An 11,935-nucleotide genomic window follows, 5' to 3' on the forward strand; every position below is an offset into this window, starting at 1 on the left:
GGTCCCTTCAGGGCCGGGGTGAATGCCCGCTCCCGCGGAGCGGGGCAGGAGAAGCCGGATCGCCGTCAGGGCGATCCGGCGTCACCGTTCGGGATGCCGGGAGCGGCCGCGGACAGGTGGTGGTGACAGGGAGTCGAGGGGCCCGGCACCAACGGTCGGTGGCCGGCGGGGTGTGGTCACTCGCATGGGTGATGGTGATCGATGGGGTGCGCGGCCGGGGGCCGTCCCGCCCTGACGGTAGGGCCCGGCGACCTGGCGGTGCTGCGCGAGGGCGACCGGGCCACCTGGACCGTCCACGAGACGCTGCGGAAGGCGTACGAGATCACCCTGTGAGCGCGGACGGGCGTGCCGTCGTCCCCCGGAGCTCCAGAGCCGGCGCGGCCAGGTGCACCCGCCCCTCTCCCCCGGGCTGTTCCAGACGGTCGAGCAGGCAGCGGGCGGCACGGCGGCCCACCTCGCGGCCGGCGCCGTCGACCGTCGTGAGCCACACATGACGCAGCCGCGCGATGCTGGTGTCGTCGTAGCCGGCCACGGACAGGTCACGTGGCACCCGCAGGCCCAGTTCATGGGCCGCCGACAGCGCCCCGACCGCCGTCATGTCGTTGACGGCGAAGACGGCCGTGGGCCGCTCGGCGCGGGCGAGCAGCCGCACCGTGGCCCGGTAGCCGCCCTCCTCGGTCATGTCGCCCGCCTCGACGAGCGCCTCGTGGGCGGGTCCCGCCGCCCGCATCGTGGCCTCGAAGCCCCGCCGACGCAAGTCGGCGACGGCGCCGTAGCCCGCGAGGTGGGCGATACGGCGGTGGCCCAGTGCGACGAGGTGCTCCGTGACCAGGCGGGCGCCGTGCTCGTCGTCGTTCGCCACCAGGTCCACCCCGGCCGGCACCGGCTCGCGGGCTCCCGCGACGACGACCGGCATCCGGCCTGCGACGGTCTCCAGCGCCGCCGCGTCGGGCAGCGTGCCGACCACGACCAGGCCGTCCGCCCCCAGGTCCAGAAAGGGTCCGGCCGGGTCCTGGCCGACGCGCCGGTGCAGCCGGGCGTCGGCGAGCAGCATGTGCACTCCGCTGGTGTGCAGTACGGAGTTGAGGCCGTCCAGGAGGTCGACGTACCAGGGGTTGCGCAGGTCGTGCAGCAGCACGCCGACCAGGGGCGTCCGGGTCTCCCCGGCCGGGCGGGGGGCCGAGTCCGCGAGCGTGCGCCGCTCGCTGAGGCTGCGCGCGGCCGCATTGGGCCGGTAGTCCAGCTCGCGCACCGCCCGCCAGACGGCCTCCCGCTTCTCGGCGCGCACCTGGTCGGAGCCGCGCAGCACCAGGGAGACCAGCGACTTGGACACGCCGGCCCGGTCGGCCACGTCACGGATGGTCGGGGGTCTCATGATTGGACCGTTCCATGTGCCACCGTGGTTGTCAAAGGCCCTCGGAGGCCTTGACACCTTGGCGGGGCGGCCCGCAGGGTGACGTGGTCGGAAGATGGAGCGGTCCAAGGAAGGACTGTGGTGACTGCCATGGTGGATGCGCTGGGAGTGGCCGTCGTCGGGTTCGGCTGGATGGGCCGGGTGCACACCCAGGCGTACACCCGGGTCCGGCACCACTACCCGCGACTGGGCGTGCGTCCGGAACTCGTGACCGTCGCCGAGGAGGTGCCGGGGCGCGCCGAGGAGGCCGCGGACCGGTTCGGCTTCGCGTCGTTCACGCGGGACTGGCGCGAGGTGGCCGCCGACCCGCGCGTGCAGGCCGTCAGCATCACCGCGCCGAACTTCCTGCACCGCGAGATCGGTGTCGCGATGGCGGAGGCCGGCAAGCACATCTGGATCGAGAAGCCGGTGGGGCTCGCTCCCCGGGACGCCCGGGCGGTGGCGGACGCGGTGGCCGAGGCCGGCGTCCAGGGCGCGGTCGGCTTCAACTACCGCAACGCGCCGGCCGTGGAGACGGCCCGCGACCTGATCGCCTCCGGTGAGCTCGGCACGGTCACCCATGTCCGGCTCCGTCTGTTCAGCGACTACGCGGCCCACCCCGACGGCGCCCTGACCTGGCGCTACGAGCGGGAGCGGGGCGGCAGCGGAGTGCTCGGCGACCTGGCTTCGCACGGCGTCGACCTGGCCCGTTTCCTGCTCGGCGACATCGCCTCCCTGACGGCCGACACGGCGGTCTTCGTCGCCGAGCGGGCCCGCCCGACGGGGGCGACGGCGGGCCACAGCCTCGCCGTCGGCGGTGAACTCGGTCCGGTCGAGAACGAGGACTACGTCAACTGCCTGCTGCGCTTCGCCTCCGGCGCCCGGGGCGTGCTGGAGGCCTGCCGCGTCTCCGTCGGCGAGCAGAACAACTACGGCTTCGAGGTGCACGGCACCAAAGGCGCCGTGTTCTGGGACTTCAGGAGGATGAACGAACTCGGCGTCAGCCGCGGCGCCACCTACCAGGACCAGCCTGTCAGCACGGTGTACGTCGGCCCCGGAGACGGCGAGTTCGGCGCCTTCCAGCCCGGTGCGGCGAACGCCATGGGCTACGACGACCTCAAGGTGATCGAGGCCCACCGCTTCCTGCGCTCGGTCGCCGAGGGCACTCCCCACGGGGCGACCCTCGCGGACGCGGTGCACAGCGCGACCGTGCTGGAGGCGATGAGCCGGTCGGCGCGGAGCGGTTCGTGGGTGGACGTGCACCCTTAGGGGTGGTGCCAGGACCACCCACGGTCCGGCTCCCAGGCCCAGGGACGGCACGCCCCGGAAACGGCAGGCTTCAGGGGTCGGCGAAAAGGCGGGCAACCGCTCACGGACGCCGGCGCCTCATCCGCCGCACCGAGAACCCGGGGGACCCCATGTCCGAAATCCTCGCCCGCCGCCTGACAGGCCTCGCCGCCCTCGTCGCCGCGGTGGCCCTCATCGTGCAGGTACCGCTGTACTTCGTCTACGACGGCCCGCCGCCGGACGGCAACGTCCTGTCCCGGCTGCTCGTCGGGATCGTCGCGCTGGCCTCGCTGGTGGTGTTCGTGACGGCGTTCCGGGAGCTGGTCAAGCGGGTGAGTCCCGCCCATGAGTGGATGGGCTCGATCGCCTTCGCCACCGGCCTCGTCTACTCCACGGTCACCCTGGTCTCGATGGGCCTGGAGGCCGGCGCGGTGATCGCCGCCGACCGGCCGATCGACCCGACCATCGACGTCAGTGGCACCTACATCCTGTACGGGTCGATCTCCCGGTTGATGCTGGCGCTCTTCCTGACCGCGCTCGGCGGGGCCGTCACCCGCACCGGCCTCCTGCCGCGCTGGACCGGCCGCTCGGCCTACGTCCTGGCCGCCGTCGGTCTGGCCTTCGTGCCCTCGCTGTTCTTCGGCAACGATCCCGCGTTCTTCTACGCGGCGAACGGCTGGGGCACGACCGCGCTGATGGGCGCCGTCTTCAGCTACTGGCTGCTGGCCCTGGGCGTCTGCACGTACCGCAGCGCGGGACGCGTCGCCCCGGCGGCCGGGACGCCGGCGGCGTTGCGGAACTGAGCTGCCCGCGAAGCCCGCGCCCGGGCGGTGGCCGTGTCAGTCGGCCGCCGCCCGGGGCGGCATGTTGTAGGGGGTGACCACCTGGATCGGCGACGGCAGCGTGGGCCCGGCCGGCGGCAGCGCACCGTGCGCCCGCATCACGGTGTGGCAGGCCTCGCGCACGTCGCGCCGCAGGTCGTGGTGCAGGACGGCGGACAGCCGGTGTCCGCGCAGCAGCCGGGTGTTGTCGTGGTCGAGGTCGTGCGCCACGAACACGGCGCACTCCCGGCCGAGGTCGGCGAAGGCCCGCAGGGTGGCGTTGTTGCCGCCGCCGATGGAGTAGACGGCGCGGATGTCCGGGTCGCGTTGCAGCGCGGCCCGGACCAGCTCGTACTGGGTGACGTCCAGCCCCTGTCCCTCGGCGATCTCGACCAGGACACGCTCGGGGTGGCGGGCCCGCATCACGCTGCGAAATCCCATCTCGCGCTCCTCCTCGTTGCGGAAGAACCCGCTGCTGAGGCTGGTGAGCACATTGCCGGGGCGGTCGCCGAGCCACTGGCCCATGAGGTAGGCGGCGGTGGCCCCGGCGGCCCGGTCGTCGATACCCACGTAGGCCAGACGCGCGCTGGCCGGCAGGTCCGTCACCAGGGTGACGACCGGGATGCCCGCGGCCACCAGCCGGCTGACGGCGGCGTTGGTCTCCGGGACGTCCGGCGCCTTGAGGACGACGCCTTGCGAGCCGCGCCGGGCTATCCGGTCGAGGGTCGCCACCAGCTCCTGGGCCGGCCCTGTCTCCCGAAAGTGGAAACGGGAGCGCAGCACGGCCGGGTGCAGGGACGGCAGCTCGGCCTCCAGGGCGCCCCGGACGGCGGTGGTGAACCGTTCCGGCGCCTGCATCACGATGTCGACCATGAAGGTCCGGCCGACGAGTCTGACCTGCGTGCGCTGCCGGTCCAGATCGGCGATGGCGCGCCGCACCTCCTGCACCGTGGACTCCCGCACCCCGCCCCTGGCGTTCAGGACCCGGTCGACGGTCGCCTCGCTCAGACCGGCCTGACGTGCGATCTCCCGGATGGGGAAGGGGTGGCCCACGGAAAGCTCCCAGGAATCTGCTTGAGGGGTTTTTGATGGCCCCCTGCTGGTTGTTCGACGGGTTTGTCATGACAAGAATGGCAGCGCTGAGCCGCCATTGTCATCGAAGGGACGACGATGTCCTTCACCTCCGTGCGGGGCCCTGCCTGGCTGACCGAGCAGGACTGCGGCCTCGACGCCTTCCGCGCCCTCGTCGAGCGCACCACCGACCTCGCCGGCTTCCCGAACGCCACGGCGGTCGAGGGGAACGTCCTCGTCTACGACAGCGAGCGTCTGCGCGCCGCCGGAGCGGACCGTGCGGTCGCCGCCGAGCTGGTGCGGGCCCTGACCGACGGGCCCGGTGTCGTCGTCTTCCGTGGCGCCTTCCCCGACCCGGCGGTCGTCGACCGGACCACCGCCGTGTTCGACGCGCTCATCGCCCGGCAGCACGCCTCGGGTGCCGGCGCGGGGGACCACTTCGCGAAGCCCGGCGCCAACGACCGCGTCTGGAACGCCCTGGAGAAGGCCGCCCTGCACGACCCGGAGGCGTTCGCCGACTACTACGCCAACGACATCCTCGCGCTGGTCTCGCGGGCCTGGCTCGGTCCGGGCTACCAGGTGACGTCGCAGGTCAACGTGGTCAACCCGGGCGGAGGGGCACAGAGTCCGCACCGCGACTACCACCTGGGGTTCCTCGCCGCCGACGCGGCCGCCGCCTACCCGGCGCACGTCCACCGCCTCTCCCCCGTGCTCACCCTCCAGGGCGCGGTCGCGCACTGCGACATGCCCGTGGAGTCCGGGCCGACGCTGTACCTGCCGTACTCGCAGACGTACGAGCCCGGCTATCTGGCGTGGCGACTGCCGGAGTTCCAGGAGTACTTCGAGAAGCACCACGTCCAACTGCCCCTGGCGAAGGGCGACGCCGCGTTCTTCAACCCGGCCGTCCTGCACGCCGCCGGCGCCAACCGAACCACCGGTGTGCGCCGGACGGCGAACCTGCTCCAGGTGTCCTCGGCCTTCGGGCGCGCGATGGAGACCGTGGACCGGGAGGCGGTGGTGAACGCGGTTTTCCCCGTGCTGCTGAAGCGGCGGGCGCGGGGCGCGGACGAGGCGTGGCTGGAGCGTGTCGTCGCCGCGAGCGCCGAGGGCTACCCCTTCCCCACCAATCTCGACAGCGACCCGCCCGTCGACGGTCTGGCCCCGCCCACGCAGGCGGACGTCGTACGGCGGGCGTTGCACGAGGAGTGGACCCCGCAGACGCTCCGGGACGAACTGCGGGCCGGCGCCGCACGGCGCACCAGCTGAAAGGGCTTGGGCACATGGGACTTCTCGACGACAAGGTCGTCCTCGTCAACGGCGGCACCCAGGGTGTCGGCGCGGCCGTCGCGCGGGCCGCGGTCCGTGAGGGCGCGCTCGTCGCCGTCACCGGGCGGCGGCCGGAGCCGGGCGACGCCCTGGTGGCGGAGCTGACGGCGGCCGGCGGCAAGGCCGTCTTCGTACGGGCCGACCTCTCCGACGCCGGGCAGGCGAAGGCGTCGGTGGCCGAGACGGTCGCCGCGTACGGCCGTGTCGACTGCCTGGTCAACTCGGCGGGGCTGACCTCCCGGGGCACGCTGCTGGACACCACGCCCGAGCTGTTCGACCAGCACATCGCGATCAACCTCAGGGCGCCGTTCTTCACGATGCAGGCTGCGGTCGCGGACATGCTGGCCCGGGAGGCGCCGGGCACGGTCGTCAACATCATCACCTCTTCGGCCCATGGCGGTCAGCCGTTTCTCGCGCCGTACGTCGCCGCGAAGGCGGGATTGATCGGCCTCACGCGCAACGCGGCGCACGCGCACCGCTTCGACCGGGTCCGGATCAACGGCCTCAACATCGGCTGGACGGCCACCGAGGGCGAGGACGCGACCCAGCGGGCCTTCCACGGCGCCGGGGACGACTGGCGCGAGCAGGCCGCCGCACGGCTGCCGATGGGCAGGCTGGGCCGACCGGACGAGATCGCCGACTTCGTGGTGTTCCTGCTGTCCGAGCGGTCGGGCGTGGTCACCGGTTCGGTGATCGACTGGGACCAGAACGTACTGGGCGGCCTGGACTGAACATCGCGACCCCGCCCAGGCGTCCGGAGCCCGCGTTTCGAGCCCGTCCGGCGATCGAGGACGAGCCCGAAGGGCGACGGGGCCCGAAGCAGAACCCCGGCAAGAGACAGCAACCACACACCACCAGGAAAGCAGCGGAGCGCATGCGCATCGGAATCCTCGGCCTCGGCCGCATCGGCGCCTTCCACGCCGAGACCCTCTCCGGACTCGACGCCGTGGCGTCGCTCGTCGTGGCCGACCCGTTCGCGGAGGCCGCCAAGAACGCCGCCGAGCGGTTCGGCGCCGAGGTCGCCGACTCCCTCGAGGCCGTCCTGGCCGCCGGGGTGGACGGCGTCGTGATCGCGGCGGCGACGGACGCGCACCCCGGCCTGATCCTGGCCGCCGTCGAGGCGGGCATCCCCGTCTTCTGCGAGAAGCCCGTCGCGAAGACCATGCGCGAGGGCGTCGAGGTGCTCAGGGCGGTGCAGGGCAGTTCCGTGCCCATCCAGATCGGCTACAACCGCCGCTTCGACGCGGGCTTCGTCGCCGCGCGGGCGGCCGTGCGGACGGGCGAGCTGGGCAAGCTCCACACGGTCCGCTCGACCACGCTCGACCCGGCTCCGCCGCCGGCCGCGTACGTCGCCGCCTCCGGTGGCATCTTCCGGGACTGTTCCGTGCACGACTTCGACATCATCCGCTGGGTCACCGGCCGCGAGGTGACGGAGGTGTACGCGGTCGGCGGCAACAGGGGCGCCGACTACATCAGGGAGGCGGGCGACGCCGACACCACCGGCGCGATCCTCACCCTGGACGACGGCACGATCGCCGTGGTGTCCAACTCCCGCCACAACGCCCGCGGTTACGACGTCCGGATGGAGATCCACGGTTTCGCCGACTCCATCGCCGTCGGCCTGGAGGACAAGCTGCCGCTGCGGTCGGTGGAGCCCGGGGTGACCTTCCCGGCCGGTACCCCGCACGACTTCTTCATGGACCGCTTCACCGCCGCCTACCGCGCCGAACTCACCGCGTTCACCGAGGTCGTGGCCGGCTCCCGGCCCTCGCCCTGCACGATCGAGGACGCCCTGGAGGCGGGCTGGATCGCGGAGGCGTGCACGCTGTCCCTGCACGAGCACCGGCCGGTGACGATCGCGGAGGTCCGCGCCTCCTGAGCCGGTGGACCCTCGGCCGACGGGCCGGGCGCCGCAGAACGGGAAACGCGGGTGAGGGCGGCCGGGGGGAGTGGCTCCCCCCGGCCGCCCTCACCGGTTTCACAGACCGTAGCGGACCGCGAACTCGTCCGGGTCGTAGGCGTCCCGTGCCGGGTCCCGCGGGGTGGCCGGCCGTTCCTCCACCATGTCCTGCGGACGCACCCGCTCGGGCAGTACGCCGAACCGCGCCCGGCGCCCGTCCTCCGCGGTGCCGGCCTGCTCCTCTTCCTGCATGTCACCCTCCCCGTCCACGACTGCGCACACCTGTTACCTGTCTGAACGTCCTCACCTCGCCGCTGGTTCCGCCGGCAGGTCGAAGACATGGTCCGGCGAGATGATCCTGGTGATCGCGTCGCCGAACAGGGTGCTGGGTTCCTGGTTCTTGTAGTTGATGTCGGTGTTCAGCACGACCACGAGCGTGGCCCGTGCCGACGGCAGGTAGATGGTCAGGGACTCGTAGCCGGGCAGCGAGCCGTTGTGGCCGATCCAGCCCTGCACATCGAAGATGCCGAGACCGTATCCGGCACCCGGAATGGGTGTCGGCGGTGTGATCAGGCGCTGCCTCTGGGTGGCGGGGCTGCGCCGTTCCGCCCACGGCCGGCACCACCAGGACCCCTGCGGTGACGGCCGCGGCCATCCCCCGGCGCAGTCGAAGGTACGCGTGTGTCATGGGCTCGCTCCCGTATGAGGAGGTTCCGCCGCAGGCCACAGCCGCACCAGGGGGCACGGGCCGTATGCGGCCCATCACCACCACCATACGAGCGCGGGCGCGCCGCCGCCTGTCGGCGACGGCGCGACGCGCCTGGTGCTCCGGCTCCCGGGGCATGCCCGCGGGAACGCGGGAACTTCACCTCGTGGCGCGGCCGTTCCGCGTCACGGTGTCTTCTCGCCGGGGCTCGCCACGGGGGCGGTGAGGTCCTTCTCCTCGGGGAGCTCCTCGACGTCCACGCCGCGTACCTGGGCCAGTTCGTGCTTGAGGGCCGCGAGTTCGGTGCCGCCGGCCATGTGGTTGGTGAGTTCCTCGAGGCTGACCTGGTCGCGGGAGGCGGTGAGTTCCATGGTGCCGAGGCGCAGGACGCTGAAGTGGTCGCCGACCATGTAGGCGTGGTGGGGGTTGTGGGTGATGAAGATGACGCCGAGTCCGCGTTCGCGGGCGGCGGCGATGTACTTGAGCACCACGCCGGACTGCTTGACGCCGAGGGCGGCCGTCGGCTCGTCGAGGATCAGCACGCGGGCGCCGAAGTAGACGGCGCGGGCGATGGCGACACACTGGCGCTGGCCGCCGGAGAGGGTGCCGATGGGCTGTTCGAGGTCGTCGAGCACGATGCCCATGTTGCGCAGTTCCTCGTCGGCGGTCTTCTTCATCCTCTCGATGTCGAGGCGGCGCACGGGCCAGGGGCCCTTGGTCATCTCGGAGCCGAGGAAGAAGTTGCGCCAGACCGGCATCAGGGGCACGGTGGCGAGGTCCTGGTAGACGGTGGCGATACCGCGGTCGAGGGCCTCGCGCGGGGTGCTGAAGCGCACCGGCCGGCCGTCGACGAGGAACTCGCCCTCGGTGTGCTGGTGCAGCCCCGAGACGATCTTGATGAGGGTGGACTTGCCGGCGCCGTTGTCGCCGAGGACGCAGGTCACCTGGCCGGGACGGACGGTGAGGTCCACGCCGTGCAGGGCGCGGATGTTGCCGTAGGACTTGCCCGCGCTCCGCAGTTCGACGAGCGGGCTGTCCCCGCCCTCGGGGACCGTGTCCGCGAGGATGGCGCCGTGTGTGCCGGTTCCGTTGGTGGTCATTGAGGTCACCTCCGGGTGGCCGTGCGCTGGACCCACAGATTGATGAGGACGGCGCCGAGGAGCATGACGCCGAGGAATGCCTTGAACCAGTCGGGGTTCCAGCCGGCGTAGACGATGCCCTGCTGCACCATGCCGAACATGAACGCGCCGAAGACCGGGCCGATCGCCGATCCGGCGCCGCCGGTCAGCAGGCAGCCGCCGATGACGGCCGCGGAGATGTAGATCAGCTCCTGGCCGACGCCCTCGCCGGACTGCACGGTGTTGAAGGTGAACAGCTGGTGCATGCCGACGAACCAGGCGCCGAAGCCGACCAGCATGAACAGCGAGATCTTGGTGAACGTCACGGGCACGCCGACGGCCCGCGCGCTGTCCTTGTTCCCGCCGACCGCGAAGATCCAGTTGCCGTACCGGGTGCGCAGCAGGATCCAGGTGGCGATGGCCGCGAAGACCAGCCAGTACACGATGGTGATCTTGACCTGGACGCCACCGACGTCGAAGGAGGAGGCGAAGATCTTCTTCGCCTGGCCGAAGCCGTCCATGTCGCTGATGTCGTCGGTGGCCACGTTGGTGGTGACCAGCTTGGTCACCGCGAGGTTGACGCCCTGGAGGATCAGGAACGTGCCCAGGGTGATCAGGAAGCTGGGCAGCCCGGTCTTCACCACCATCCACCCGTTGAGGAAGCCGATCCCCAACGACACCAGGAGGGCGACGACCACACCGACCCAGACGTTCATGCTCAACTGGTAGGCGAGCATGCTGGCGGTGAGCGCCGAGGTGATGACGGCGACGCCGGCGGAGAGGTCGAACTCGCCGCCGATCATCAGCAGCGCGACCGGCAGCGCCATGATCCCGATCGTCGACGACTGGTACAGGATGTTCGCCATCGCGCTGCCTTCGCGCACCGGCGGGGCGGTGATCAGGAAGAACACGTACACCGCGACCGCACCGAGGAAGACCCCGACCTCGGGGCGCGCCAGCAGCCGCAGGGCCAGGGGGCGTTGCTTGGTCCGGCCGTCGTTCTCCTTGCGGCCGGGGGCCGGCGGTGTGGTCACCGCCGGCTCGGCATGCTGGGTCATGCTCATCACCGGGTGCCCTTCGCGGCGAACGAGGCGACCGCGTCGACGTTGGTCTTGTCCACGAAGGCGGGACCGGTCAGCACCGGCTGCTCGCCGCCGCCCATGTAGTTGCCGTTGTTCTTGTAGAGCCACAGCGAGTCGATCGCCAGGTAGCCCTGGAGGTAGGGCTGCTGGTCGACGGCGAACTCGATGGTGCCCTTGTCGATGGCGCTCGTCAGGTCCTTGTTCAGGTCGAAGGTCGCGATCTTGGCCTTGCTGCCCGCGTCGGACTTCGACTGCACCGCCGTCAGCGCGAACGGGGCGCCGAGGGTGACGACGTAGTCGATGGCCTTGTCCTGGCTCAGCTTGGCGGTGATCGTCGACTTCACGGACGGCATGTCGGTGCCGTTGACGTACAGGGTCTCCGTCGCGCCCTTGAACGTGTTCTTCACACCGGCACAGCGCTGGGTCAGGCCGATGTTGCCCTGTTCCTGGATGACGCAGACGGCCTTCTTGGCGCCTTCGGAGTTGAGGCGGTTGCCGAGGGCCTCGCCGGCCACGGTCTCGTCCTGGCCGAAGAACTCCATCAGGCCGAGGTTCTTCCACTCGCTGACACCGGAGTTGAGGCCGACCACGGGTATCTTCGCGGTCTTCGCCTTGGCGACGACGTCCTTGAGGGCGTCCGGCTTGGCGAGGGTGACCGCGATGCCGTCGACCTTCTGGTCGATGGCGTTCTGGATCAGGTTGGCCTGGTTTCCGGCGTTGGGGTCGGCGGAGTACACCAGCTTGACGTTGTCCTTGGCGGCGGCCGCCTCGGCGCCCTTGCGGACGATGTCCCAGAAGGTGTCGCCGGGCGACTGGTGGGTCACCAGGGCGACCGTCATCTGGGGGGTGCTCGCCTTGCCCGCGGAAGCGCCGTCCGCGCTCTCCTCGGACTTCTTGCCACCGGAACTGCTGGAACAGCCCGCCAGGGTCAGGGTCACCACCGCGGCCATGGCCACGACCGGGGCGATTCTGCGCGAGCGGAAGGGAGAAGAGCTGTCCATCTTTCCTGCACCTCACTGTGCGACGGAGAAACACGACGGGGAAATCGGGAAAAGGAGAGGCGATCGGAGGGTTCCGGGGCCCGTTTCTACTCAGATTGGGGCCGTGGGGCCGGGTCCGCGACTGTTCAGGTGTCTCGGACCCGGCCGTGCGCTGCTGGGACCGGATCCAATCCCTTGCCGGGCTCACTGTCAATACTTTGTTAAGACATCATTTCACGCTCAGGTCCGAA

The 11,935-nt window shown here is 71.2% G+C and carries 11 protein-coding genes and 2 pseudogenes; 6 read left to right on the forward strand and 7 right to left on the reverse strand.

All coding sequences use genetic code 11. The features are described from left to right. Positions 1 to 219: 219 nt before the first annotated feature. Positions 220 to 333, forward strand: a pseudogene (locus OHS71_RS06270) (cupin domain-containing protein); the annotation flags it as partial. Here the strand turns inward: OHS71_RS06270 and OHS71_RS06275 are convergent. Next, a complete protein-coding gene (locus tag OHS71_RS06275; RefSeq protein WP_328477633.1) occupies positions 323 to 1,375 on the reverse strand; it encodes a LacI family DNA-binding transcriptional regulator in 1,053 nt (350 codons plus the stop codon). The pseudogene OHS71_RS06270 and the gene OHS71_RS06275 sit on opposite strands and share 11 nt — an antisense overlap. 129 nt (positions 1,376 to 1,504) lie before the next feature. Here OHS71_RS06275 and OHS71_RS06280 point away from each other — a divergent pair, with 129 nt between their 5' ends. Further along, entirely contained in the window at positions 1,505 to 2,662 is a 1,158-nt protein-coding gene (locus OHS71_RS06280; RefSeq protein ID WP_328484414.1) for a Gfo/Idh/MocA family protein, read from the forward strand. A gap of 149 nt (positions 2,663 to 2,811) precedes the next feature. Then, entirely contained in the window at positions 2,812 to 3,483 is a 672-nt protein-coding gene (locus tag OHS71_RS06285; RefSeq protein ID WP_328477635.1) for a hypothetical protein, read from the forward strand. A gap of 36 nt (positions 3,484 to 3,519) precedes the next feature. On the opposite strand, the gene OHS71_RS06290 is transcribed toward OHS71_RS06285, so the two are convergent. Beyond that, positions 3,520 to 4,554, reverse strand: coding sequence for a LacI family DNA-binding transcriptional regulator (locus OHS71_RS06290; RefSeq protein WP_328477637.1), 1,035 nt, complete (start codon positions 4,552 to 4,554; stop codon positions 3,520 to 3,522). A gap of 117 nt (positions 4,555 to 4,671) precedes the next feature. On the opposite strand from OHS71_RS06290, the gene OHS71_RS06295 reads away from it, so the two are divergent. From OHS71_RS06295 to OHS71_RS06305, 3 genes are all read left to right on the forward strand, one after another. Then, positions 4,672 to 5,838: a phytanoyl-CoA dioxygenase family protein gene (locus OHS71_RS06295; RefSeq protein ID WP_328477639.1), complete on the forward strand. Its 1,167-nt coding sequence runs from the start codon at positions 4,672 to 4,674 to the stop codon at positions 5,836 to 5,838. 14 nt (positions 5,839 to 5,852) lie between these two features. Beyond that, a complete protein-coding gene (locus OHS71_RS06300) occupies positions 5,853 to 6,629 on the forward strand; it encodes an SDR family oxidoreductase (RefSeq protein WP_328477641.1) in 777 nt (258 codons plus the stop codon). Positions 6,630 to 6,772: 143 nt separating this feature from the next. Further along, positions 6,773 to 7,777, forward strand: a complete 1,005-nt coding sequence (locus OHS71_RS06305; RefSeq protein WP_328477643.1) for a Gfo/Idh/MocA family protein — start codon at positions 6,773 to 6,775, stop codon at positions 7,775 to 7,777. A gap of 99 nt (positions 7,778 to 7,876) precedes the next feature. Here the strand turns inward: OHS71_RS06305 and OHS71_RS06310 are convergent, their stop codons facing one another. From OHS71_RS06310 to OHS71_RS06330, 5 genes and pseudogenes are all read right to left on the reverse strand, one after another. Further along, complete coding sequence (locus OHS71_RS06310) at positions 7,877 to 8,050, reverse strand: hypothetical protein (RefSeq protein WP_328477645.1); 174 nt, start codon at positions 8,048 to 8,050, stop codon at positions 7,877 to 7,879. Between the two features lie 51 nt (positions 8,051 to 8,101). Next, positions 8,102 to 8,395 (reverse strand): annotated as a pseudogene (locus OHS71_RS06315) (serine hydrolase); the annotation flags it as partial. Positions 8,396 to 8,689: 294 nt separating this feature from the next. Next, positions 8,690 to 9,604, reverse strand: coding sequence for an ATP-binding cassette domain-containing protein (locus OHS71_RS06320; RefSeq protein ID WP_328477647.1), 915 nt, complete (start codon positions 9,602 to 9,604; stop codon positions 8,690 to 8,692). A 5-nt stretch (positions 9,605 to 9,609) separates the two neighbouring features. Beyond that, on the reverse strand, positions 9,610 to 10,686 hold the full coding sequence (locus tag OHS71_RS06325; protein ID WP_328477649.1) for an ABC transporter permease: 1,077 nt from the start codon (positions 10,684 to 10,686) through the stop codon (positions 9,610 to 9,612). Next, on the reverse strand, positions 10,686 to 11,705 hold the full coding sequence (locus OHS71_RS06330; RefSeq protein ID WP_328477651.1) for a sugar ABC transporter substrate-binding protein: 1,020 nt from the start codon (positions 11,703 to 11,705) through the stop codon (positions 10,686 to 10,688). Before OHS71_RS06330 ends, OHS71_RS06325 begins: the two co-directional genes overlap by 1 nt. Between the last annotated feature and the right edge of the window lie 230 nt (positions 11,706 to 11,935).

The organism is Streptomyces sp. NBC_00377, from assembly GCF_036075115.1.
Taxonomy (GTDB): domain Bacteria; phylum Actinomycetota; class Actinomycetes; order Streptomycetales; family Streptomycetaceae; genus Streptomyces.

Excerpts from the sequence above, each read along its gene's own strand:
- OHS71_RS06275 (WP_328477633.1), bottom strand. The coding sequence starts at position 1,375 with ATGAGACCCCCGACCATCCGTGACGTGGCCGACCGGGCCGGCGTGTCC.
- OHS71_RS06320 (WP_328477647.1), bottom strand. The coding sequence starts at position 9,604 with ATGACCACCAACGGAACCGGCACACACGGCGCCATCCTCGCGGACACG.
- OHS71_RS06325 (WP_328477649.1), bottom strand. The coding sequence starts at position 10,686 with ATGAGCATGACCCAGCATGCCGAGCCGGCGGTGACCACACCGCCGGCC.
- OHS71_RS06280 (WP_328484414.1), top strand. The coding sequence starts at position 1,505 with ATGGTGGATGCGCTGGGAGTGGCCGTCGTCGGGTTCGGCTGGATGGGC.
- OHS71_RS06285 (WP_328477635.1), top strand. The coding sequence starts at position 2,812 with ATGTCCGAAATCCTCGCCCGCCGCCTGACAGGCCTCGCCGCCCTCGTC.
- OHS71_RS06300 (WP_328477641.1), top strand. The coding sequence starts at position 5,853 with ATGGGACTTCTCGACGACAAGGTCGTCCTCGTCAACGGCGGCACCCAG.
- OHS71_RS06310 (WP_328477645.1), bottom strand. The coding sequence starts at position 8,050 with ATGCAGGAAGAGGAGCAGGCCGGCACCGCGGAGGACGGGCGCCGGGCG.
- OHS71_RS06305 (WP_328477643.1), top strand. The coding sequence starts at position 6,773 with ATGCGCATCGGAATCCTCGGCCTCGGCCGCATCGGCGCCTTCCACGCC.
- OHS71_RS06330 (WP_328477651.1), bottom strand. The coding sequence starts at position 11,705 with ATGGACAGCTCTTCTCCCTTCCGCTCGCGCAGAATCGCCCCGGTCGTG.
- OHS71_RS06295 (WP_328477639.1), top strand. The coding sequence starts at position 4,672 with ATGTCCTTCACCTCCGTGCGGGGCCCTGCCTGGCTGACCGAGCAGGAC.